The following is a 21,056-nucleotide window of genomic DNA, read 5'->3' on the forward strand; positions in this document are numbered from 1 at the left end:
CAGGGCACAATAGGCACTAACGTTTTGGGACTACCCTCGTGTTGGGACTAAATTAGGCCCGTTCTTAGGATTTGCCATACGAGCTTAGCGAATACAGGGAGTAAATCATCCTAAATACAAACCAATTTTCCATTAAGCCAATTTTCCAAATCCATTTTTGTACCTGTTAACAAACGTATTTTATTCAATATTATGTTTTACGATTTTATTTCCCCAACCATTAAATTCAGAAAATCTAAATTGGATAAAACTATTCACATCAGGCATTTTTAATAATAATTTTTCCGTTATTTTATAAACTTCAATTGTTGGCTTTAAACTATGAGAGCTATATTCTCCTGTACCGCCATATAAATTAGAAGTTCCTATTTCGATTGTTTCTGAAATCAGTTTAATTAAATCCTTATATAGATTTTGATAGATTTTTTTTTAATTCTTTATATTCTGCAGCATCTATTGTTGGGAAATCGTTTGGAAATTTTTCGTATTCCACCCCTAGGATGTTCGTTGGATTTAAATCACTAATTTTTTCATCCCAAAGGTTTAAACTTTCAGACTCCGTAAATTCCCATAACAGGGTTAAAAGTTTGTCAATACTGTCGATTTCTATTTTGTTTTCTGAAACATAGCTCTCAATACATTTTACGCCAAAAGCAAACCTGCCTCTTATTGAAATTTTTTTAAATACTGTTTCTATGTCCATCTATGGTAATTTGTTTGCTAAGGTCATTGTAGCTGTAAGCAGTAGTTATTTAAATTAGTCGATTATTCTATATCCATTCTTTTCAAAATTTGATTTTATCTCAATATGACCATCTCCGAAATCTTCATTGTCATATTTATATCCGTAAATTTTATAGAATATTTTTGAAATTTCCTTTTGTTTAAAACCGATTTCTAAAATCTTATTTTCTTTATCAGGGAATATTTTTAATTCATTCCAATATTTGTTATAATCTATTGGAAGAGCAAAATAAAGTTTTCTTGTCCTATTTTTGTTTGTTGTTTCAATTTTATAAAGCTGTTGGTCTTTTCCCTTAAAATCTACCAACTTATCAGCAATTAAATTTACCGTAACAAGATATTTTCTCTTTTCCTCACTTATTTCGAGTTTTGCAGATGACAAAATTGTATTTTCAAATGGTGGAGGATGTTGCACATCCTTAACACAAAGACAGGCATCATCTTTTGAGACTACAGTTTTAGTTGACTTTGCGGATTTTTTCTGTTCATCAACATTTTTACAAGACTCATTTAATAAGCTTAAGAATAATATCGTGATTATAAATAATCTGTTTAATAGTTGTCTTTTCATTATGATTCTCTTCTTCTATAATTACTGCTAACGTTCTCGCACTAAAAGCAGTTTGGGATTAATTAAGCTCTATTTTCGGATTTGCCACTCGAGCGAAGCGAACAGGCGAAGCAAATCTTCCAAATACAAACCAATTTTTTTTAAGCCAAATCCCCAAATTGCTTATAGCATGTGTTACTGGAGGCTTGTTTTGTCGAAATTACAATTGAACCGTAAATTTTTCACGCTTCTGTTGGTGAATTCCAACTTTTAAATTTATTCAAAACTTGTTATATTTCCACACTTCATTAATGTGCTGGTCTATGAATTGAAAGTATTACAAAAAGAACAACAGGTAAATATGAAATTGTAATTATAAAAAAGTAATACCAATTTTTATGGTTATTTTTATAATACTCGAAAGCAAAAAGTATTATTGATAATATTGTAAAAACTATAGGTAAATAGAATAAAATTAATTCTCCAAAGAAATAAGGTAAATTAACCACAAACCAACCTCCATTATTTCCAAAAGTCAGAAATAGTAAAAAAATAATAAGATTTAAAATTCCAAAGCTTGTTAAGACTTTCTCAATTATTTTTAATTTCATATTACTTTCATCTATCAATTATATATTTTTTTGTCAGTTCGGTTATGCATCTTATTTTTTAAACTCTTTAAAATTGACTTTGCTTTTCAATTTTCACGCTTCTGTTTTGTTAACTTCTTGCGGAAACAAATGTATATTTTCTAATTGTTTTTATCTGCGTAATTTCGGCACAAGTCTCCAGTAACGTCTCGCTACTACAGCAGGTTTGGGACTAAATTAAGCCCATTCTTCGGATTTGCCAAATCATCCCAAATACAAAACCAATATCCCATTAAGCCAATTGCCAAATCCGTTGTAGTACTTGTTACCAAAAGTCTATTTCCTATAAAAGAAATATGCATCTTCTATTGTTGGTTGCCAATTCAAGTTTTTTAATTTCTTTAGTTTCAACTTCTCAAATATTTTTTTAGAACCTTGAATTTTCATTGTGAATTGATTGTGATCTCCCATGTTTTTTTCATTCAGTTCATAAGAAACACTGAATTCATTTTTATTTGCAATTTTTTCAATAAATGGTTCTAAATATTCACTGATTTTTTTGGGACTAGAAAACTCTTCCGATTTTTTGAATTCTATCTCAAAGCTTCCCTCGTATTTAAATTGTGGTCCATAATCAAACAAGAATGCGGTATTCTTTTTTTGTGCAATTAAATACTCCTGATATTCCAATTTACTTTTAAACTCTTTAATTTCGTATACATAATCAAAGGGATTTGTTGCGTTTAGCATGGCAATTTGAGATATGTCAAATTTATATGTATGACCGTCATGCGTCATTGCACTTTTTTGAGTGGGATTTATTGTCCAAGATCCAATTTCATCATAATTCTTAACAATAGTGAGTTTAAAACAAGGATTTTCGATTGAATTTTTAACTTCATCACCAAGACTTATGTTCCTTTTGAAATTTTCAATTGAAATTGAGTCTTCAATTACAAAATTGAATTTTTCGTAAGTCTTTTTTTTATCATACTGGGGATATCTACCAATGATTTTAGTATTTGAATCCACTTTTAATGTGTCAAATAATTTTTTTTGACTAAATGTCAAACTTGTCGAGAAGATGCAAATTAATAGTAGTGTTTTTTTCATTTGTTTGATAGATTCTGGTAACTAAATTTATATAAGCCATAAATGGCATCAATATGGCTTTCAGTAGTTGACTTTGTGCCATTAGTAAGATTTTTAAGCGAATATAAGAAATAATACCAAACCTTTGTAGCTGTGCGGCAATAGCTGTCACTAAATATTCTTAGCCCCTGTCCTTGACAATACATGGTTGGTTAAGGTGGCCAACTTTTGGAATTCATGCCCGATGATGCATGCTTCTTTTTCCCTACTACTGTTACCCATACGTACCGCAATTGCTTCCCTTTTACTTTTTATCAAAGACCTGTATGCTTTTGTTTTATTTCAGCAGCAAAGGTAGTACGAGTCCATAAGCCAAAGCAAGACAGTGCCTTTGTCTTGCCCAAAAATCTCCACCATGCGGCAGATTGATCGCAAGATGCTATATAAAGACGCGTTAAATTGATAACGGTCTTTTACAGGTCTAAAATTCCGGTCATTAAAATTTTCGCTGGGAAGATTTAGTATTGCCCGCGGATCCATTACCTGTTTCATTTCTGGTAATTTCATCTTCTTTAAGCTCCTCATTGCCAAGCTGCAATCCAAAGTATAAAAGCCTGTCAGTTTATTTTTATTCAATAACTTTCCTATAAGACAATTGCACAGATCAGTTGTAATGGCTCTTACCTGCTGGAGATTATGTCCATTGTGAAATTTGATATACAAAATCGTTTTCTTTGTCCCAAAACAAATATAATTCGGCTGTCCCGTTAGTAAAATCACTTTCAGAAACACTCCCAATAAAAATCATATTTTCATAATTTAGTTTTTCCGGTGCCTGGATCCAATTCGGCCTGGCAAATATGTTTTTTATAATTTCGCTTTTATCTTTTCCATCGGAATGAAATTTCTTTATAACTTCTTCTTTTGTTGTTGTCAATCCGATAAATGTTTCAGGATAAGTAAAGTCTGAATTTATATTGTTGAATTTTTCGAATTTCTTTTTGGTATAAAGATACTTTGTGATTTTTTCGAAATAATAGCCAGATTCCACTTTGTCAAAATTCTTGTTGGCAGAGTGCACTAATTCACAGCCTTTGGATAATGTGTCTGCAAATTCCTTATTGCTTTTCGGTGTTAAGTAGTAATCTAAATTCTCAATAAAATTACTTTCAATGATTTGGTAAGCTCTTTTTAATTCACTGATAAATGGAAAATTCAAATTTGATAAATAGGAATATTTATTATTTTTATATTTAAAGCGGATAACTCTGGGGTCAGGCCTATTATCATCGAAATAGTCTTCGATATAACTTCCAGTATCCCAGACTGAAATAAAATGAAATGAATTATTGTTCAGAACAGGATGATTTTTAAAAGTAATAGACACCAGAGGTGTAAAAACATATTTTTCATTCGGACTACTTATCTCGAAAATATCTTCTATTAAAGGAAATGGTTTATTTTCGTATTTCATATTTTTGATTAAAAACTTGAATTCTGGATTTTTGTCGGTGTTTGCTAGTAAGGTTCTATCTCTTGGCGAGCTTGGGGAATAAGATGCGGGATTTTTCAAAAACAAACCAGCTTTCCATTAAAAACTATTGTCCGAATCAGTTGTAGCTGTTGTAATAAGTTAATTTTCAATTGTAATGGTTAATGGAATATCAACTAAAAAATCAACTTTTATTCCTTTATTAATTGCTGGTTCTGTTATATTTAGTTCATTTATACTGTTCATTATTTCCTCACAAAGTTTGGTGTTTTTGTGGGATACTTTAATGTTAATAATTTCTGCATTTTTATCTATAACAAACTTTAAAAAAACACGGTGCGCACCAGCAGTCAAACCGAAAGCTTCGAAGTCTATATCATTGGAAATATGGCCTGCGATACTTCTTTTTAAACATTCCATTGATTTATCATTTTCAGTGGAGCATTTTTCTATAACAGGAACTTGCTGCACATTACTCGACTGAAATAAATTTTTACTGTCTATTTCCCTAAATATCAATTCTTTCTTGGGTATCAATTCTCCCTTTAGTTTTTTTTCTCCTTCATTTCTTTGATACCCTAAGATAATAATATACTCTTTTTTTTTCCTTTTAAGCTCGATGGAAACCTCCCTGTCCCCTTTCTCTTCATAAAATGTATCACTGTATCCGGCAGTTATAGTACCATCATCAAAATAATTTCTGAAATGATACGGTTTCTCAGATACTATTTTTATTATTTCATTTTTTTTAACCTGATAGAATTCTTTAGCAGTTGTAACATTTGAAAAATGATGGTAGGTCCAGACAATGAGTAAATTCTGGTAATAGTTATCATTTTCTATAAAGCTGCTTCCAGTTGATAATTGAATTTTTATGCTGTCAGCCAAAGTGTTCCCTAATGTTTTTACATCTAAATAACCGGAAAATGTTTTAATAACTTTATTGTTTTGCGAAACAGTTCTATTTGTACTTTCTTCTATGAAGCCATATTTTTTAATTGAGCAGTAAATACTATCCCTGCCTGATTCTAATGGCAGATTAAAGAATAATTTGTTGATGTCCTTTTGAGCATATGAATTTAACAGGTTCAAAAAATATATCAGAATAATTAATATGTTTCTGTTTTGTGATTTCATTTTTTAGTAATTGGCTACATCGTTTTGTCCCTTGGCCCTGTTTGGGGATTAAAGATGCGGGATTTTTTGGTTAAACACAAATTTTCCAAATACAAAACCAACTTTCCATTTAGCCTAAACCCCAATCTCGCCGAAGGGCTGTTAGCGTCTGACTTAATCTATTTGAGAGGGTCTATCTAAAATATGTATTTGAAGCCTTTCATTTTCGGGATTATAACCTAAAGATTTTAAGTTTTCAATTGTAATAGTATTCCGTATGTCGATCATTATATTTCTTAATTGCTCGCGAGTAATTTTTTTTGAAGCTGTTTTTTGTTTGAGTAAAATATTTTCATAAATCGAAAAGTATTCTACATATTTAGAAATTTTATCATTGAAACTTATATAAATATATTTTTCATTATTATCCTTGATAGTAAATTTTTGTTTTTTAGGCTTAGAATTTATAATGGTTTGTAAAACATATGTTCCATCTGGTAATTTAAGAGAAAGCGAAGAATCTTCATTTCTGTTCTTGGGGCTTTTAAACAGGACAGAATCATTGAGCTTTATTTCAAAGTATAAGTATTCACTTCTTAGGTCATTCCACAAAAATAGTTGACTTTCTCTAATTTCTTTTTTTCTTCCCAAAGCATACACCATAACAAGTGCAATTAGACACAATAGTACTATGTTAACAGAAATAATCTTTATATGAGATTGAATTGCAAAAATATTTTTAGAGTGGTCCATTTTGATCTCTTTTTGGTTTGAAGTTTGCCGCTGACTTGTTTATCGGGCCCACAAATGGCACCAATGATACTTTTTTTAGCTGGTTTTGTGCAATGATAAGCTTTTTAGGGAATATAGGAATAATATTAAATCTTTGATTTAATGATAATGAACCTGGTTGACGGCAGTATCGTTGTACTGCTGTTGATTGAAATGCAACACGGAACATCTATTTTGTATCTACACCTTTTTTTTACGATGGTATTTCGAAGTATAGTTTTTTTTGTGTAAAGCGTTGATTTAAAATGTTTTGTTTATTGTTAATGCATAAATATCCCATAATCAAACAAGAAGTCAGCAATTCTGATTAAAAAGAAATAAGTAAGTTTGCAGACTAAAATAAACCATAAACTAATATGAAAAAGATTGCCGTTTTTATTTTATTTACTATTGTTTTCTATTCCTGTAAACAGGAAATCAGCAAAACTTCAGATGATGCAACTACAGCTTTAAGTACAGCAAAAAACCTTTCTTTTAAAGTAAATAAAATTGATTCTACAAATTTCCCTGACGGGCTAAAATACGAAGGCATTATTAAAAATGCTGTTCGCTGGAAAGATAAGTCAGGTGATAATATTGTAATTACAACCGAAACAGGTCATTATATCAATCCTAAATTTAAGCATGAAAGTGAAGACAGTTCAGATGCTGAACTGTTTGCATATCATTATATAATCTCAGGTAACAAGGCCAATCAAACATGGAAAGTTTACGATTATATTTCGGATTGCCCTGTTGAAATTGCAGCCTATTTTGTTAAAAATACTTTTAATATTACGGATTTGAATAAAAATGGAATCGCAGAGGTATGGCTTATGTACAAAACTACTTGTCATGGAGATGTAAGTCCATTGCAAATGAAAGTTATTATGTACGAAGGCAAAGAAAAATATGCTATGAGAGGTGAAAATAAAGTATTGCTAGAGACCTCTGAAGGAAAAGAAAAATATATAGGTGGCGAATATACATTTGACGGAAATTTTCAAAAGGGACCAAAAGTTTTTAAAGAATTTGCCCTGAATTTATGGAACAAAAATATAATGCAAAAATGGGGCGATGATCAATAACACGAAGCTGTAAAGCCAATTCATTTATACATAAAAAACTCATTATAAATTAAATCCCGAACTCGGTTCGTTGGTTCAATAAGTGCGGTATCTAATGCTTTCCTTTGTATTTCCTATGTAATACTTAACGGATTTACAGGCTTAAAGCCTTTTTATTTATTTTAGACTAATTATACCGGTTTAGGAAGGAACTATCCACTTTTCAGGTTACATTAGAAATGGTGGTTCTGTCGCATCTGTTTAATAACTATTATCTTTAGTGCTTAACCCAGGAACAAGTATGTTTAAATCATTCTGTAAATTGGCTGCATAATTTTAGGGTTTTTGATTTCTTACGGATTTACATGGTAGATGCGACAGAACCGGAAATTGTCTTTTAAAACAAAAAAATCATATAAAAAATTTTTTAATGTATTAATTTTCTTATTTTACACCAAAACAAATAAACATGAAATTACCATTTATAGAAATCATTGAAGCTACAACATCTGACCCTAATTTACTGATGTGGAAATTTCATGATGAGGATAAAGAAATAAAAAATGGGGCCAAATTAACAGTCCGGGAAAGCCAGCATGTGCTTTTTTTGAATCAAGGTCAGCTTGCAGATACCTTTTTACCGGGAATGCACACCTTATCTACTGAAAACATTCCTGTTTTAAGCAGATTAAAGGGCTGGAAATACGGATTTGAAAGTCCGTTTAAGGCCGATATTTATTTTTTCAACACACACCAGTTTATCAATAACAAATGGGGAACTCCTGCCCCTATTTTGCTTAACGATCCACAATTTGGACAAGTAAGAGTAAGGGCGTTTGGAAGTTTTGATTTGAAAATTGTGGACGTGGCTACATTTTTTCGTCAGTATGCCGGAACCTACGTGCAGCTTACCATTTTTGAACTGCAGCAACAATTAAGGGATTTTGTAGCGCCAAAATTTGGGGAAGTACTGGCCAATGAAAATATTTCGGTAACGGACGTTGCCGGTAATATAACGCAACTGGGACGAAAAATAGAGCCTTACTTAAAGCCTTATTTTCTTCAATTAGGAATTGAACTGACACAATTTGTAATCACAAGCGTAACACTTCCTGAAGAGGTAACTGCTCATTATGATAAGATTACCAGCATGAATATGGTGACAGATATGGATAAGTTTACCAAATTCAACACTGCTAATGCCATAAGCGAAAAAGGAACCACTGTTCACGATGCTACCCAAAATGCATTGGCTATGGGAATTATGATGAACCAGATGCAGCAAAACAAACCCGAAGTAAAAGAAGACATAACTTCTAAGCTTCAAAAAGTCAAAACCTTATTTGATACAGGTTTGATAGACGAAGAGGAATTTAAAGCAAAAAAAGCCGAATTACTAAATTTACTATAAATGGAAGAGAAAAAAATCATTTCCTTTTTGGAACGGCTTAAAGAAAAAGCGCAACAACAGGAAAATTACGGTGGAAAAACTGAAATAAATGAAGCGAAAATGGATGCCAAATCTTGTCCGAATTGTGGAGCAGGACGTACCAAACATGACGGAATTACAAGTTGTGGCTACTGTGGGTTTGAATTTATAAGGGTAAAACTTACTGATGGTGTTTATATTAAAAAAGAAGACAATTCACTTTAAAAGAAAATAAAATGTTTGGATTATTTAACAAAAATCCGGGGTTTGAATCGTTGCCTGAATGGTTCACAACTCTTGAAGAGTCAAAAGAAAGATTGTTTTTATTTTTGGATAAACTGGAAGCTAAAATGGAAGAATTATGCAATGCGGCAATTCCGGAATTAAAAGAGCTGCTGGCCAATGATGAAGACATGTACAAAAGGACTTTTCACAGGGTTTATGCAGGTATAAATGGCCAACTTTCGAATATCAGAGAAAAAGCGCGTGATGTTTATGATGAGAAAATCAATGATTTGTATGACAATTTAAAATCCGAAGTATCGGTATTACATCCGCATTATGATTTGTTGTCCAAATTCAGAACCGAATGCTCAGACAGATACAATAAGGAATTTGAAGAAAAGTATCAGTACTGGCAAAACCAATTAGAGAAAACACAAGAGCGTGATCTTGAAATTGAATACCAGAAAATAGTAGCCGAATACGATGAAATAAAAAATAGTTTTAATTGCAAACAGTGCGCAGGCAGCATCACCATCGAAAAAATATTCTTTATTGATACCTATATTGCCTGTTCCCATTGCCAAACCCAAAACACTTTTGAACCGAGTTCACAAGCCCGGAACCTGCAAAATTTTGCCAGAAATCTGGCAGAACAAAGAGTGTCGCACTTACTCGAAATATACCATACGGAAAACAATAAGGAAAGAGAACTGTACCACGAAAGACACGAACTGAGTCTAAGTACAATACATGAAAAAGACAAAAAGATCCTTGCACAAAAGCAGTCGCAAATGGATGATCTTGAAAACAGACGCAAAGAAGTCATCAAAAATGCCCCGAAATTATACCATGTTTATTTACGCGCCATGTACGACGAATGGAATAAAATCACACCGGATTTAAAGGAGCATCATGAAAAATTGTACGAAAATCAAATAAATTATTAATTAAAAAACAGACAAATGTTTAAAAACCTTTTTGGTTCGGGAACCAATGAACAATCAGAGGATCAGAACAATCAGAACCAACTTTCAAACGAGGAAGATTTTGAAAATGAGTATCAGGAAACAGAATATGATCCTGAAACACTGCATGGTACACATTATGATGTAGACGATTTTGATGCGGAAGTAGCAGAAAGATCAGAAGCCTGGATTCAGGACGAACGCGACAGTGGAGAGGAAATGGACGAAAAAGACGTGCAAAACACCTACTTCAATTACCGAAGAGAAGTGTATAAAGAATGGAACGACTGCGACAGTGACCAGATGATTCGATGGGAAAATGCCAATTCCATGAAATACCGCGGGGTACAAACATCCGGGTTTGTAAAAACCACTGATGACAATCCGTTTTTGGAGCCTGTTCATGGCATATCCTTAAAAGAATATACTGCAATGTGTATCAAAATGAGCTCGGGAGTAGATTATATTGATGTTTGCACAGCTATGGGTATCGAACCTGTAATCTGGCAGGAATTAAATACCATCTGGCCACAGCGTATGGCAGAAGATACCTCTTTTACGGTAAGTACTTTGTTTGGACAATATTATGCCGAAAATGTCGTGATTCCACAATTAGAGAATCTGCAAGCAGCAGTATCAGAAGGTGGAGCTGCCAATCTTGAAAAAATAAAAACAGATCGTTATTTCTACGAAGAACTGGCCGGAGCAAGACAAGCAGCTTATGAGTACGGAATGGACGGCGCACAATGGATTTTAGATAACTACGGAATCAATCTTGCCGATTTTCAGTCTGTTGCCATGCAATGGTTAACTGAGCAGAATCAAAATTGGAATTCTGATGATATTATGGAGTTTTCAAATTACCAACAGGGAAAACAAAAAGAATATGCTGAAAAATTTGCAGCGGAGCAAGGTGGAAACATTGCTGATGATGTAATTTTTTAATTTCGTTTCCATAAATTCATTACATCCGGTTTGTTCATTCAAGCCGGATTTTTTATGGCATGTCCCGCCAAAAAAGCGGGGTCGGGCTATCCGCTAAATCCTTAGTTCCAAACAGTGCTTTTGTCGTTTTAAAAGGTTCATTAATGGGGTATTTATTGACCCTGATAGAAATGAGCTGCTTCATCCCTTGCGCGTTCATCTTCCTGAGGCTCCTCACGGTCGAGCTGCCCAATTTCGAATTCCTTGTTTATGGGATTGCCCTTTTCGGGCTCGATGATAGCCTTTTATAGCTTTTTCTTTGAAAAGCGGATCATAAGTTCGTCGTGTTGCAGTCATATCTGGTAAGTTATACTAATGTAACTCTTGTTATACTAAGTTAGTATAATTATTGTGTGAGGATTTTCTTTTTAGAAATATAAACACTGTTGATTTAAAATGCAACACGGAACATCTATTTTGTATCTACACCTTTTTTTACAATAGTATTTCGAAGTGTAGTTTTTTTTGCGTAAAGCGTTGATTTTAAATGTTTTGTTTTGTGTTAATGCTCTCATAGCATATTTTTCTTTGCCTTGGCAGGCCTTAATTTTCCTTAGTTTTTAATTATTAAAAAGTTGATGTGCAACGATTTTGTCACTAAAGTATGTGTTGAAACAGCCGTAAAATTCACCTTAACTTTTTTTGTGGGAAAAAAGTGTAAATGCAATTTGTGCTTTGCCACGAATGAGTCACAAATTACAAAATCTCAATTTTTTTAATGGTAACTTCTTGTTTTAAGGTAGCATACAAATTGATATGAGATTGAATTACTTTCAAATAGAGAAATTTACCCCTTTAGACTTGTAATTTTTTTATCTTTATCCAAAATATGGACATGTCAAAAATTAGCTGCGAACGTCTCTTTTATGAACTTGAACTTTTCCAAAAACTATCAGTAGAAGAGAGAAAGGTTATTTGCCAAAACGTTGAATATCGAAAAATAAAAGAAGGTGAAATAGTGCTGGAAGAGGGGCAGGTGGCTAAGGAACTTTATTTTATATGCAAAGGAGTTTTGAAACTTGCGAATGTTAACGACAAAGGAAATGAAGCGGTACATTACTTTTTGGAGGAAGGACAATTCTGCAGCAACTTAAAAAGTTTTAATGAAAATATCGTATCAAATTACCGTATTCAGGCATCCTGTGAAGCGGAGATAATCGTTTTTAAAAAAGACCAATTATTCTTTCTTTATGATGCGATTTATTATTTCAAAGAATTATTGGGCAGAATTTGTCAACGAGCATTATTTGACAATATTCAAATGCGTAATTCTTACTTGGGCGATGACGCTACGGCAAGGTACCGTAAATTTTTTGCACAACAGTCCACCGTTGCGGTAAGAATTCCACTAAGTGATATAGCTTCTTATCTTGGAATAACGCAGCAATCCTTAAGCAGAATAAGAAAAAATAGAAGTTAATCCGTTTTTAACATTTGGTAAATCCTTTCTAAGATTCACTATTTACTTTTGTTTTTGAACATTAAAATCAAAACAAGTGGAAACATTGAAAAACAAAAAGGTAGTTATCATTGGAGGTACTTCCGGCATTGGTTTGGCAACCGCTAAACTGGCGACTTTAAAAGGAGCAAATATAATTATTGCCTCCAGCAATCAACAACGTGTAGATAATGCTTTACAAGAACTCCCAAATGAAAGCAAGGGCTACGCCGTTGATGCAACTAATGAATCGCAATTGAAAATATTATTTGAAAAAATCGGCTCGTTCGACCATTTGATCTTTACAGCGGGGGAAGGCCTAATTCTTGAAAATATTGCTGATGCAAGCTTAGAGACGGCACAAAAATTTTTTAACGTTCGTTACTGGGGTGCATTTACTGCCGTAAAATATGCTATACCGTATATCAGGACAACTGGCTCTATTACGTTAACAAGTGGTATTGCAAGTGAGCGACCAAACAAAGGATGGACTTTAAGTGCAAGCATTTGTGCGGCAATGGAAGGTTTTACAAGAGCGTTGGCAATGGAATTAGCGCCAATTAGGGTGAATATTGTATCGCCCGGTATGGTAAAAACAGCACTTTGGAGCGCTATGCCTGATATTGACAGACAAGCAATGTATACAAATGTTGGAAATGCCCTGCTCGTGAAAAGAGTTGGCGAAGCGGCAGACGTCGCTAAAACTTTTATATATTTAATGGAGCAGGATTTTGGGACAGGACAAACTCTTATCGTCGACGGTGGAACTTCGCTGATTTGACCCGTATTAATAAGTTATCGAAACAAACCAAATTTATACTAATAAATCCTATGCCTCTATAGGAATATAGAGGCTGTTTTCTATTAGGGACTGTATGTTAAAATTATGTTTTAAAAGTCTTTGCTGGTGATTTGTTTACATAAATCTGATATTGGATTTTTAATTACCAGCTCAGATAATAGTTCAATTTCCTCATCATTTAAGTTTCTGGGAAATTCATCCGGATTAATGTCTTTCCTAAATAATGATTTCGTTTTTCAACTTTCAGTTCCAGTTATATTATTTTTTCATTCCGTTAAATTACCGATTAGTTTCAAAGCAAAAATCGTTAGTACCAGTCCAAAAAATAATCCCATACATATTGGCAAATAAACCTGACTGTTGATTTTATTGATCAGGCAGGATCTTTTTGGATTGTTTTTATCGTAATAGACGGTTATTTTTTTTCCTGTTTGGATTTCTTTTTCTTTTTCAGTCTGAATGAATTGATTGCTTTTTAAAAAGATTTCATCGTTTTTTGGAAATTGATCCAGACTTTTATACTCTTTTTCAAACAGATAATCACTGGCGTAGGTTTGATTGGATTCATATTCCACGTCGTCTACAACATAGTTATATGTCTTTTTTAACCTAAAGCGGTAATCCTCAGAAAATGACATGTATTTTATTTCTGCATTTTTAACCTCTCCAATGCAATATTTCCATCTCGTGCTTTCTTCCATTCGATGCAACCCGATGATTCCGGAAATAAACAGCCAGTATGAATAATAAAGAAATAGGGGTAATAAAACACATATAAAAACAGTTGGAATCACGCCATATTCCCAATTTTCAAAATTCATCTTTTTATTTCTTTTTCGTTATCCATACCGCCAGCCAATTATTCCAGTCTTACAATGGCACCAGTAAGACCTTTATTTGCTTTGCTTTGTGCGGTCAGCAAGTTTTTTCAGGCTAATATAACAATATTATACTAAATCTTTTAGTTGTGCGGCGATAGCTTTGACGTAGTTATTTTACCTGTACCAAATCTAAATGCATTAAAATTTTCGCTGGGAAGGTTTAGTATTGCCGGCGCTCCATGACGCGACGCGTCCCTTGCGCGTTCCTCTTCCTGAAGCTTCTCACGACCAAGATTCGGATTTCGAATTCCCTGTTGACGGGATTATCCTTTTCAACTTATCCGGGTATTTCTGATACAGTTCGAAAATTGTTTGAAAAAATAATAACGTCTATGAAAGATTGATCTTATAGGTTTTCTCAATTTGAGAAGAAGCATGTGTCGGTGAAAGCTGTCCAATTTGAAATACTTTTTCAATAAGGTCAATACTTTCATCCACGCAAGTATTTTCATTTTTCAAGTGGCTTGCAAAGTGGTTTGTTATTTTTTGAATAATCCTGGCGCTGATTAAATCAACCTGAGCGACATCAAAATTGCCTGTTTTCTTTCTCTGAAAATCCAATTCGCTCGCCGCAATATCATTTAGTTTAGCTTTTAACGCATGGATAATTGGCGCATATTTTCGACCATTTATCCACGTATTGAATTCTGATTTCATATCCTCAATAATAGCTTCTGCAGCAGGAATATGTTGTTTTCTTCTCTCAAGGGTATGATCTGTAACCTGTGACAAATAATCGAGATGTATTAAAGTTATTCCTGGAATTTGCGCTACTTCAGGATTTACATTTCGTGGAATCGATAAATCCAAAATCAGTAAGGGTTTCTTTCTGTTAAGCAGTGTTTTGTCTATAGTTGGATTTTGGGCACCTGTTGCGACTATCAACACATCTGCCTGCTTTATTTCTTCTTGTAAATTCAGAAAATCCTTTACAATAACGTTTAGTTTTCCAGCTAATTCTATGGCCTTGTTCTTTGTTCTGTTTATAAGGGTGATATGGCTATTCTTTGTATGTTTTACTAAATTTTCGCACGTATTCCTGCCAATTTTCCCTGTTCCGAATAATAAGATATTTTTATTTCTAATATCTTCCACATTTCGGATAATATATTGAACTGATGCAAATGAAACAGATGTGGCACCGGATGAAATTTCAGTATCTGTTTTGACTTTTTTGCTGGCCTGTATAACCGAGTTGATTAAACGATCCAGGAATGTATTGATTAAGTCCTCGCGTTTGCTGTTGTTAAAAGCGATTTTAATTTGACTGATGATTTCAAAATCGCCTAAAATCTGACTGTCTAAACCTGTTCCTACCCGAAACATATGGTTAACAGCTTGCTGATTCTTATATATATAAGCGACCTGATGAAATTCTTCTACGGAGCCCTTGCTGTTTTGGCAAAGCAATTTGATTAATTCAAATGGATGATTGGCAAAACCATATATTTCAGTTCTGTTACAAGTAGAAGTGATAATTAATGATTCTATTCCTTCTGCTTTTGCCTGCAGTAAAAGATCAGATTGTGCTTTAGTATCCAGACTAAACTTCCCTCTAATTGTTGCATCTGCTTTTTTATAACTTAGGCCTAAAGCATAAAAAGTGGTGTTCTTGGACATGTTATGTTTTTTCATATTATGCTTTTTCTTAAAGTTCAAAAAATAGTAGTTGGTTATTGTAAAACAAGATGAAACTTCCTTTAATCCTAAAGAATAATGGATTCGGACATAATTGGATATAAGTTGCCAGCAGGATTTAAATATAAAACGCTACCTGAAAAGCAGGTAGCGTTTAAGAGAAATTATTTTTGAACTATTGGAGTTCTAAGTGATTCTAAAACCGCAACAATATCGGTGTAAAGCTCTGTATTTGAAGCCACACCATTTGCATTAGCAGCCGCCCCTACATAGCCTTCAAATTTTGTATAATCCGCAGTACTTGATTTTGTTCCCATACGAGGATTTTTTGCAGGATCATGCGCCGCTACCATATTCAAGCCAGAATAGGTATTTACGGCACTTGTACCACCGGTGTTAAACGAAAAGAAATCAGTCAGATTGTCTGATAGTTTAGCAATATTTGTAGACTGGGTACTTCCGGTTTCGGCTAATACCGGGGCAAAATGCGCTTGTAGGTTCCCCGCGGCATTCGACTGAACATCGGCAACAATTAATCCTATAGTTGAATTTACCACCTTGCGGAAACTCAAACGCCCCTGCTCGATCATTTGGCCAGCGTTATCCGGATCTGAAACCATTTTAGTTCCGCCTAATCTTTCGTAAATAGATGCCTTTACAGGAGGAGTTACCGGGGCGTCATCATCATTGCTGCTGCACGAAGCCAGGGTTGCAGAAGCTGCGAGTAATACACTAAGTGTAATTTTGGAATAAATTTTCATAATAAAAATATTAAAGGTTAATTAAAAAAACGGTTTAGTTTTTGAGACAATCTGTAGCTCAAACTATTTTGATTCACTGGACAAACTTCTTTGCCAGCCAAATTTTCTGGTAAAATATAACGCTGGGCATCATAATGTCCTATCGCTATCAACTGGTCAAAGACTTTTTTAGAATTAGTGATCTTGTTGTTGTGGAAGTAAACAACCACATTTCTTTTTACGATTATAGAATCAGAGGTTAATCCTTTGATAGATCTCAAATCGGAACATATTTGTTTGGCCTGCACGGAATCTATATTGCTTTTAAAATCGATTCGGCTTACCTGCAGATTAGGGCTTTCATAAACAGCAGGCTTAGCGGTAATAATGTGGAATAGAAAAATGGCAAAAAATAGTACCAAAATGATCAATCCCGTCCAAAGGCCTTTTTTAATAAACTTGTTAATTTTCATAAAGCTGATTTTTAAAATGATTTTAGGTTTTCTAAATCATATACGAACCCTTTTTTGGCTTGGTTTTATTTAAACGGGTAAAATAGTAGTTTAGATTTGTTTTAAATAACAACGCGCTGAATTACAGGTTTTTTTAGAAAACTCTCGCCAGATTAAACCCAAAAAAAACATCTCCCTTAGTCCAGTCTCCTGTAGTTCTTCCAAGATATCCGGCCTCGTCAATGGCCTGGGAGCTGGTAAAATGCATTTGAAAAACATGTCCGCCGGTTTCCAGGTCAAAACCAATGGATAATGGATTTTTATAAATAGAATTTGAGGCCCTGTTTAAGTGTGCCGCATAATCCATATTCAATGACCAGCGTTTTGCAAACTTGTATCTGCCACCAAAGCCAATGGCATATTGTGAATTGGTCTGTTCGGGGTCGAGCACAAAATTTTCATGGAAAAAGGATGGAACTATTTCTAAAGATAGTTTTTCAGAAAATTTTCTGGAAATTAAAAGTTGGGCTACATAGGTGAGCCTGTTTTTAAATTCAAGTTTAGGATATAGACTTTCCTTTAACGTGTTGTTGATAGACAAGCTGTTAAATCCTGCAATAGTGACTGGAAATCCGTCTTTTATTTGCGGCAATACCATATATTTCGTTGCAAGGTCATAAGCAAATTCACTTCTGGCGGCGCTTATATTAATCCCCGGCGTCAAACCGTATATGAATTTTATTTGGGTGTTGGCGTTGTCCAGTCCATAGAATCCTTCAAAGCCGTCTTTTATAGAACCGAACCGGTGTGCAACGACAAAATACAAATCTCCTTTTGCTGCCAGTTTGGTCGATTCAAGATTGACAATCTTCAGGGCCTTAAATGCCGATGTGACCTTTTCTTTTGTGATTGGCGCTTCAACTCCCGATAATAGGTCGTCCTGCGAAAAGGTTAGTAGTGGAAATAAAAACAGTAATAGAATGAGCTTTTTCATGTGGTTAATTTTAATTGTTATTTGTTTTGGTGTACAAGGGAAGATTGATCTATTTTAAATTCCTGTAAGAGCTCATCATATCCTAAAAAACGCCCTTTAATTTTTAGCATCTTGCCAATTGCAATGTCTTTGGGCAAACTGTCTTTGAAGGTTGCAAATATCTTTTCGCCAATAACGATGCCCTTACCGGCGGGTTCAACAGCTGTTACTATTGCAGTTACTTCAATTGTTTTGTCCTGGTATTTGACAGTAGCAAGGCTGTCATTGAAAGTAAACTCTTTTTCGAGTCCTTTAACCGTTACAGTATAATCTGCGGTTTCTGATGCGATATTCCTGTGGCCTCTGTAACTGTAGCGGTAAATTGAGATCCCGGTTATCAGGAAGAGGGGAATAACAATAAGTATTTTTTTTCTCATGGCTGGTTTTTGGTATTTGGATTATCTACGTTAAAAAATACCTATTGGATTTAAATCATCAAATATGACTGTTGCTAAATCTGTATCATCTATTTCCCCGTATATGATTTTAAAATGCTTTAAATAGTAAGATCATTCAGCCTTTCTAAAACTAAAAACCAATCCCATGAATTTAAAAACCCGTTTACTTATTCCATCATTTGCTTTACTACTGGTAAGTTGTACAGATGATAATCCTGGTACTTTAATTGACACTCCACCAATCACCGGTGTTGCCACATACAACCAGAATGTGAAATCCATTATTGATAATAATTGTGTTGTCTGCCATGCAGCTGTTCCCAAAAATGGGGCGCCTATGTCCCTGGTTACTTATGATCAGGTTAAAAATGCGGTCTTAAATCGCGGGCTGCTCAACCGTATTTCTTTGGAAAATGGAAATAGTTCGTTAATGCCACAGGGAGGGCCAAGATTGCCTCAAACCACAATTGATGTTATTAAAAAATGGGAACAAGATGGATTATCAGAGCAATAATCCATAGTAAAAAACATGAAAAAAATCATACTAATGCCAATGATATTGGCTTCGTTCCTTGTTTTTTCGCAGGAAAAAATCGTAACTAAATCATCGACAATCACTTTTGAAGCTTCGGTCCCGTCTTTTCAGCCGGTTTTGGGAACCAATACCAATGTGACTTTTGTTTTAAATCCCGCAACAGGTGAAATTGCATCCTTAGCCCTTATAAAAGGATTCCAGTTTGAAATGCCTTTGATGGAAGAACATTTCAATGAAAATTACATGGAGACCGATAAATATCCGAAAGCTATTTTTAGAGGAAAAATAGAAAAGTTTGATTCGAATAATTTGACTGAAGATTATAAGGATTACGTAATAAAAGGAAATTTAGAACTTCATGGGAAATCAAGAGATATAAATGCGAGCGCAAAAATCACCAAGACGGGTTCCCGAATTACCATTATTTCAGATTTTGCTGTTAATGCCAGTGATTTTGGCATTCCAATTCCATCGCTTATCAAGTATAAACTTGATGATAGAGTAAAAGTTCAAATTATTGCTGTTTTAAAATAAGCAAAAAAATTAAAAGGATTTTTAAACTAACATAATATAAAAGAAAACCATGAAAAAAATTATACTCGTTGCCATGCTTTATGCCTGCGCTATTGGTCTGGCGCAACAAAAAATGATCAGTAAAGCAGGTAAAATAACTTTTGAAGCATCTGTTGCTTCTTTTGAAGAAGTAAAGGCAATGAATACTAACGTCACTTTTGTCTTAAATCCGAAAACAGGTGAAATTGCAGCTTTAGCCCTAATGAAAGGATTTCAGTTTAAAGTGGCCTTAATGGAAGAGCATTTCAATGAAAATTATATGGAGAGTGATCAATATCCTAAAGCTATATTTAAGGGGAAAATAGAAGATTTCGATTTAAATAGTCTTACCAATTCTGCTAAAGATTTTACTATAAAAGGAAAGTTAGAACTTCATGGCAAATCAAAGGATATAACAACCACAGCAAGAATAAAAATGTCGGCATCTGGAATTAGTGTTGTATCTAATTTTGCTGTAAATGCCAGTGATTTTAATATCGCGATACCAAGTCTTGTTAAAAGCAAAGTTTCTAATAAAATAAATATTCTAGTTGTTGCGGTTTTGAAATGACAGATCAAAAAAGAAAGATTTATAACTTTAAGAGAAGTATATTAAACCATTAAAAGATTTAATTTTGAAAAACCAATTATTCGCTATTTCAAAAATGGAGCAGGAAATAAAAGTTGAAGACGACTTTACAATTATCCGTTTTCAGAATGACCGTCCAGAAACTCTTTTTACACATCGTAAACTGAGCACTGCTTTCATTCAGTTTCATTTCGTACTGAAAGGTAACGCTAAATTTTTATTTAATCACAGTAATTATGATGTAGCGCTACAAGAAGAAAAATCCTTTCTTTTATACAATCCGCAGAAGGAGCTACCATTTCATTTAGAGCTTTCACCAAATTCGTGGGTGATTTCCGTTATTATATCAATTAAGAAATTCCATGCATTGTTTTCTGCAGAAGCAGATTATATTGCTTTTTTAAGTCCTGATAACAGGGACAAAAATTATTATAACGAGGGTTACATAAGTCCATCAATGGCAATTGTTTTAAGCCAGTTGTTTCATTATAACCTTCATCCCTCTATAAAAAATCTATATTGTAAAGGAAAAGGGTATGAATTACTTAGTTTGTGTTTTAACAGGAACGAAGATCCAAATGCACATCATTGTCCGTTTTTGATTGATGAAGATAATGTTTTGAAAATTAAAAAAGCCAAAGAAATTATTATCGCCAATATTGCTGAACCGCCTGGTTTACAGGAACTGGCAGACCAAATTGGTTTGAATCTGAAGAAACTAAAAATGGGTTTCAAACAAATTTATGGCGATACGGTATATGGCTTTCTATTTGATTATAAAATGGATTTCGCCAGAAAGCTACTGGATAGCGGCGCTTATAATGTAAACGAAGTAGGATTGAAAATAGGGTACAGTACAGGAAGCCATTTCATTACAGGATTCAAGAAAAAATTTGCCACAACTCCAAAAAAATATTTGATGTCGATTAATACGAATGTTTAGTTTTTGTTCGCCATGAGCCTGACAATAGTG

24 protein-coding genes are annotated in these 21,056 nt (G+C 33.8%); 11 read left to right on the forward strand and 13 right to left on the reverse strand.

Going from position 1 to position 21,056, the window contains the following annotated elements:
* Window positions 1-403: 403 nt before the first annotated feature.
* The 7 genes from JOD96_RS08205 to JOD96_RS08235 all read right to left on the reverse strand — a co-directional run bounded on the left by JOD96_RS08205 (window position 404) and on the right by JOD96_RS08235 (window position 6,337).
* Complete coding sequence (locus tag JOD96_RS08205) at window positions 404-703, reverse strand: hypothetical protein (protein WP_209563794.1); 300 nt, start codon at window positions 701-703, stop codon at window positions 404-406.
* Window positions 704-757: 54 nt separating this feature from the next.
* Window positions 758-1,315, reverse strand: coding sequence for a hypothetical protein (locus tag JOD96_RS08210; RefSeq protein WP_209563795.1), 558 nt, complete (start codon window positions 1,313-1,315; stop codon window positions 758-760).
* 287 nt (window positions 1,316-1,602) lie between these two features.
* Window positions 1,603-1,923, reverse strand: a complete 321-nt coding sequence (locus JOD96_RS08215; RefSeq protein ID WP_209563796.1) for a hypothetical protein — start codon at window positions 1,921-1,923, stop codon at window positions 1,603-1,605.
* A gap of 297 nt (window positions 1,924-2,220) precedes the next feature.
* Window positions 2,221-2,997, reverse strand: a complete 777-nt coding sequence (locus JOD96_RS08220) for a hypothetical protein (protein WP_209563797.1) — start codon at window positions 2,995-2,997, stop codon at window positions 2,221-2,223.
* A 673-nt stretch (window positions 2,998-3,670) separates the two neighbouring features.
* Window positions 3,671-4,450, reverse strand: a complete 780-nt coding sequence (locus JOD96_RS08225; RefSeq protein WP_209563798.1) for a hypothetical protein — start codon at window positions 4,448-4,450, stop codon at window positions 3,671-3,673.
* A gap of 159 nt (window positions 4,451-4,609) precedes the next feature.
* On the reverse strand, window positions 4,610-5,605 hold the full coding sequence (locus JOD96_RS08230) for a hypothetical protein (protein WP_209563799.1): 996 nt from the start codon (window positions 5,603-5,605) through the stop codon (window positions 4,610-4,612).
* Between the two features lie 153 nt (window positions 5,606-5,758).
* Complete coding sequence (locus JOD96_RS08235) at window positions 5,759-6,337, reverse strand: hypothetical protein (protein WP_209563800.1); 579 nt, start codon at window positions 6,335-6,337, stop codon at window positions 5,759-5,761.
* Window positions 6,338-6,732: 395 nt separating this feature from the next.
* Here JOD96_RS08235 and JOD96_RS08240 point away from each other — a divergent pair, with 395 nt between their 5' ends.
* From JOD96_RS08240 to JOD96_RS08270, 7 genes are all read left to right on the forward strand, one after another.
* A complete protein-coding gene (locus JOD96_RS08240) occupies window positions 6,733-7,443 on the forward strand; it encodes a M949_RS01915 family surface polysaccharide biosynthesis protein (RefSeq protein WP_209563801.1) in 711 nt (236 codons plus the stop codon).
* A 448-nt stretch (window positions 7,444-7,891) separates the two neighbouring features.
* Window positions 7,892-8,833, forward strand: a complete 942-nt coding sequence (locus JOD96_RS08245) for an SPFH domain-containing protein (protein ID WP_209563802.1) — start codon at window positions 7,892-7,894, stop codon at window positions 8,831-8,833.
* Entirely contained in the window at window positions 8,834-9,076 is a 243-nt protein-coding gene (locus tag JOD96_RS08250) for a hypothetical protein (RefSeq protein WP_209563803.1), read from the forward strand.
* Window positions 9,077-9,087: 11 nt separating this feature from the next.
* Window positions 9,088-10,023, forward strand: a complete 936-nt coding sequence (locus JOD96_RS08255; protein ID WP_209563804.1) for a hypothetical protein — start codon at window positions 9,088-9,090, stop codon at window positions 10,021-10,023.
* A 15-nt stretch (window positions 10,024-10,038) separates the two neighbouring features.
* Window positions 10,039-10,986: a DUF6620 family protein gene (locus JOD96_RS08260; protein ID WP_209563805.1), complete on the forward strand. Its 948-nt coding sequence runs from the start codon at window positions 10,039-10,041 to the stop codon at window positions 10,984-10,986.
* An 874-nt stretch (window positions 10,987-11,860) separates the two neighbouring features.
* Window positions 11,861-12,445: a Crp/Fnr family transcriptional regulator gene (locus JOD96_RS08265; protein ID WP_209563806.1), complete on the forward strand. Its 585-nt coding sequence runs from the start codon at window positions 11,861-11,863 to the stop codon at window positions 12,443-12,445.
* 76 nt (window positions 12,446-12,521) lie between these two features.
* Window positions 12,522-13,244, forward strand: coding sequence for an SDR family oxidoreductase (locus JOD96_RS08270; RefSeq protein WP_209563807.1), 723 nt, complete (start codon window positions 12,522-12,524; stop codon window positions 13,242-13,244).
* A gap of 287 nt (window positions 13,245-13,531) precedes the next feature.
* Here JOD96_RS08270 and JOD96_RS08275 read toward each other — a convergent pair whose 3' ends face one another.
* The 6 genes from JOD96_RS08275 to JOD96_RS08300 form a co-directional block, all read right to left on the reverse strand.
* Window positions 13,532-14,086 (reverse strand): DUF3592 domain-containing protein, encoded by a 555-nt coding sequence (locus tag JOD96_RS08275; protein ID WP_209563808.1) that lies wholly within the window; start codon window positions 14,084-14,086, stop codon window positions 13,532-13,534.
* Between the two features lie 390 nt (window positions 14,087-14,476).
* Entirely contained in the window at window positions 14,477-15,781 is a 1,305-nt protein-coding gene (gene hemA / locus JOD96_RS08280) for a glutamyl-tRNA reductase (protein WP_209563809.1), read from the reverse strand.
* Between the two features lie 167 nt (window positions 15,782-15,948).
* Entirely contained in the window at window positions 15,949-16,545 is a 597-nt protein-coding gene (locus JOD96_RS08285; protein WP_209563810.1) for a hypothetical protein, read from the reverse strand.
* A gap of 17 nt (window positions 16,546-16,562) precedes the next feature.
* A complete protein-coding gene (locus JOD96_RS08290) occupies window positions 16,563-16,997 on the reverse strand; it encodes a hypothetical protein (RefSeq protein ID WP_209563811.1) in 435 nt (144 codons plus the stop codon).
* Between the two features lie 133 nt (window positions 16,998-17,130).
* A complete protein-coding gene (locus JOD96_RS08295; RefSeq protein ID WP_209563812.1) occupies window positions 17,131-17,970 on the reverse strand; it encodes a DUF5777 family beta-barrel protein in 840 nt (279 codons plus the stop codon).
* Window positions 17,971-17,987: 17 nt separating this feature from the next.
* Window positions 17,988-18,386, reverse strand: coding sequence for an OB-fold protein (locus JOD96_RS08300; RefSeq protein ID WP_209563813.1), 399 nt, complete (start codon window positions 18,384-18,386; stop codon window positions 17,988-17,990).
* Window positions 18,387-18,552: 166 nt separating this feature from the next.
* On the opposite strand from JOD96_RS08300, the gene JOD96_RS08305 reads away from it, so the two are divergent.
* The 4 genes from JOD96_RS08305 to JOD96_RS08320 all read left to right on the forward strand — a co-directional run bounded on the left by JOD96_RS08305 (window position 18,553) and on the right by JOD96_RS08320 (window position 21,026).
* On the forward strand, window positions 18,553-18,921 hold the full coding sequence (locus JOD96_RS08305; protein ID WP_209563814.1) for a hypothetical protein: 369 nt from the start codon (window positions 18,553-18,555) through the stop codon (window positions 18,919-18,921).
* Window positions 18,922-18,936: 15 nt separating this feature from the next.
* Complete coding sequence (locus tag JOD96_RS08310) at window positions 18,937-19,476, forward strand: YceI family protein (RefSeq protein WP_209563815.1); 540 nt, start codon at window positions 18,937-18,939, stop codon at window positions 19,474-19,476.
* Between the two features lie 49 nt (window positions 19,477-19,525).
* A complete protein-coding gene (locus JOD96_RS08315; protein ID WP_209563816.1) occupies window positions 19,526-20,065 on the forward strand; it encodes a YceI family protein in 540 nt (179 codons plus the stop codon).
* A 94-nt stretch (window positions 20,066-20,159) separates the two neighbouring features.
* A complete protein-coding gene (locus JOD96_RS08320) occupies window positions 20,160-21,026 on the forward strand; it encodes a helix-turn-helix transcriptional regulator (RefSeq protein WP_209563907.1) in 867 nt (288 codons plus the stop codon).
* The last annotated feature ends 30 nt before the right edge of the window (window positions 21,027-21,056 follow it).

Origin of the sequence: Flavobacterium sp. 1355 (genome assembly GCF_017833415.1) — a bacterium.
Taxonomy (GTDB): Bacteria; Bacteroidota; Bacteroidia; order Flavobacteriales; family Flavobacteriaceae; genus Flavobacterium.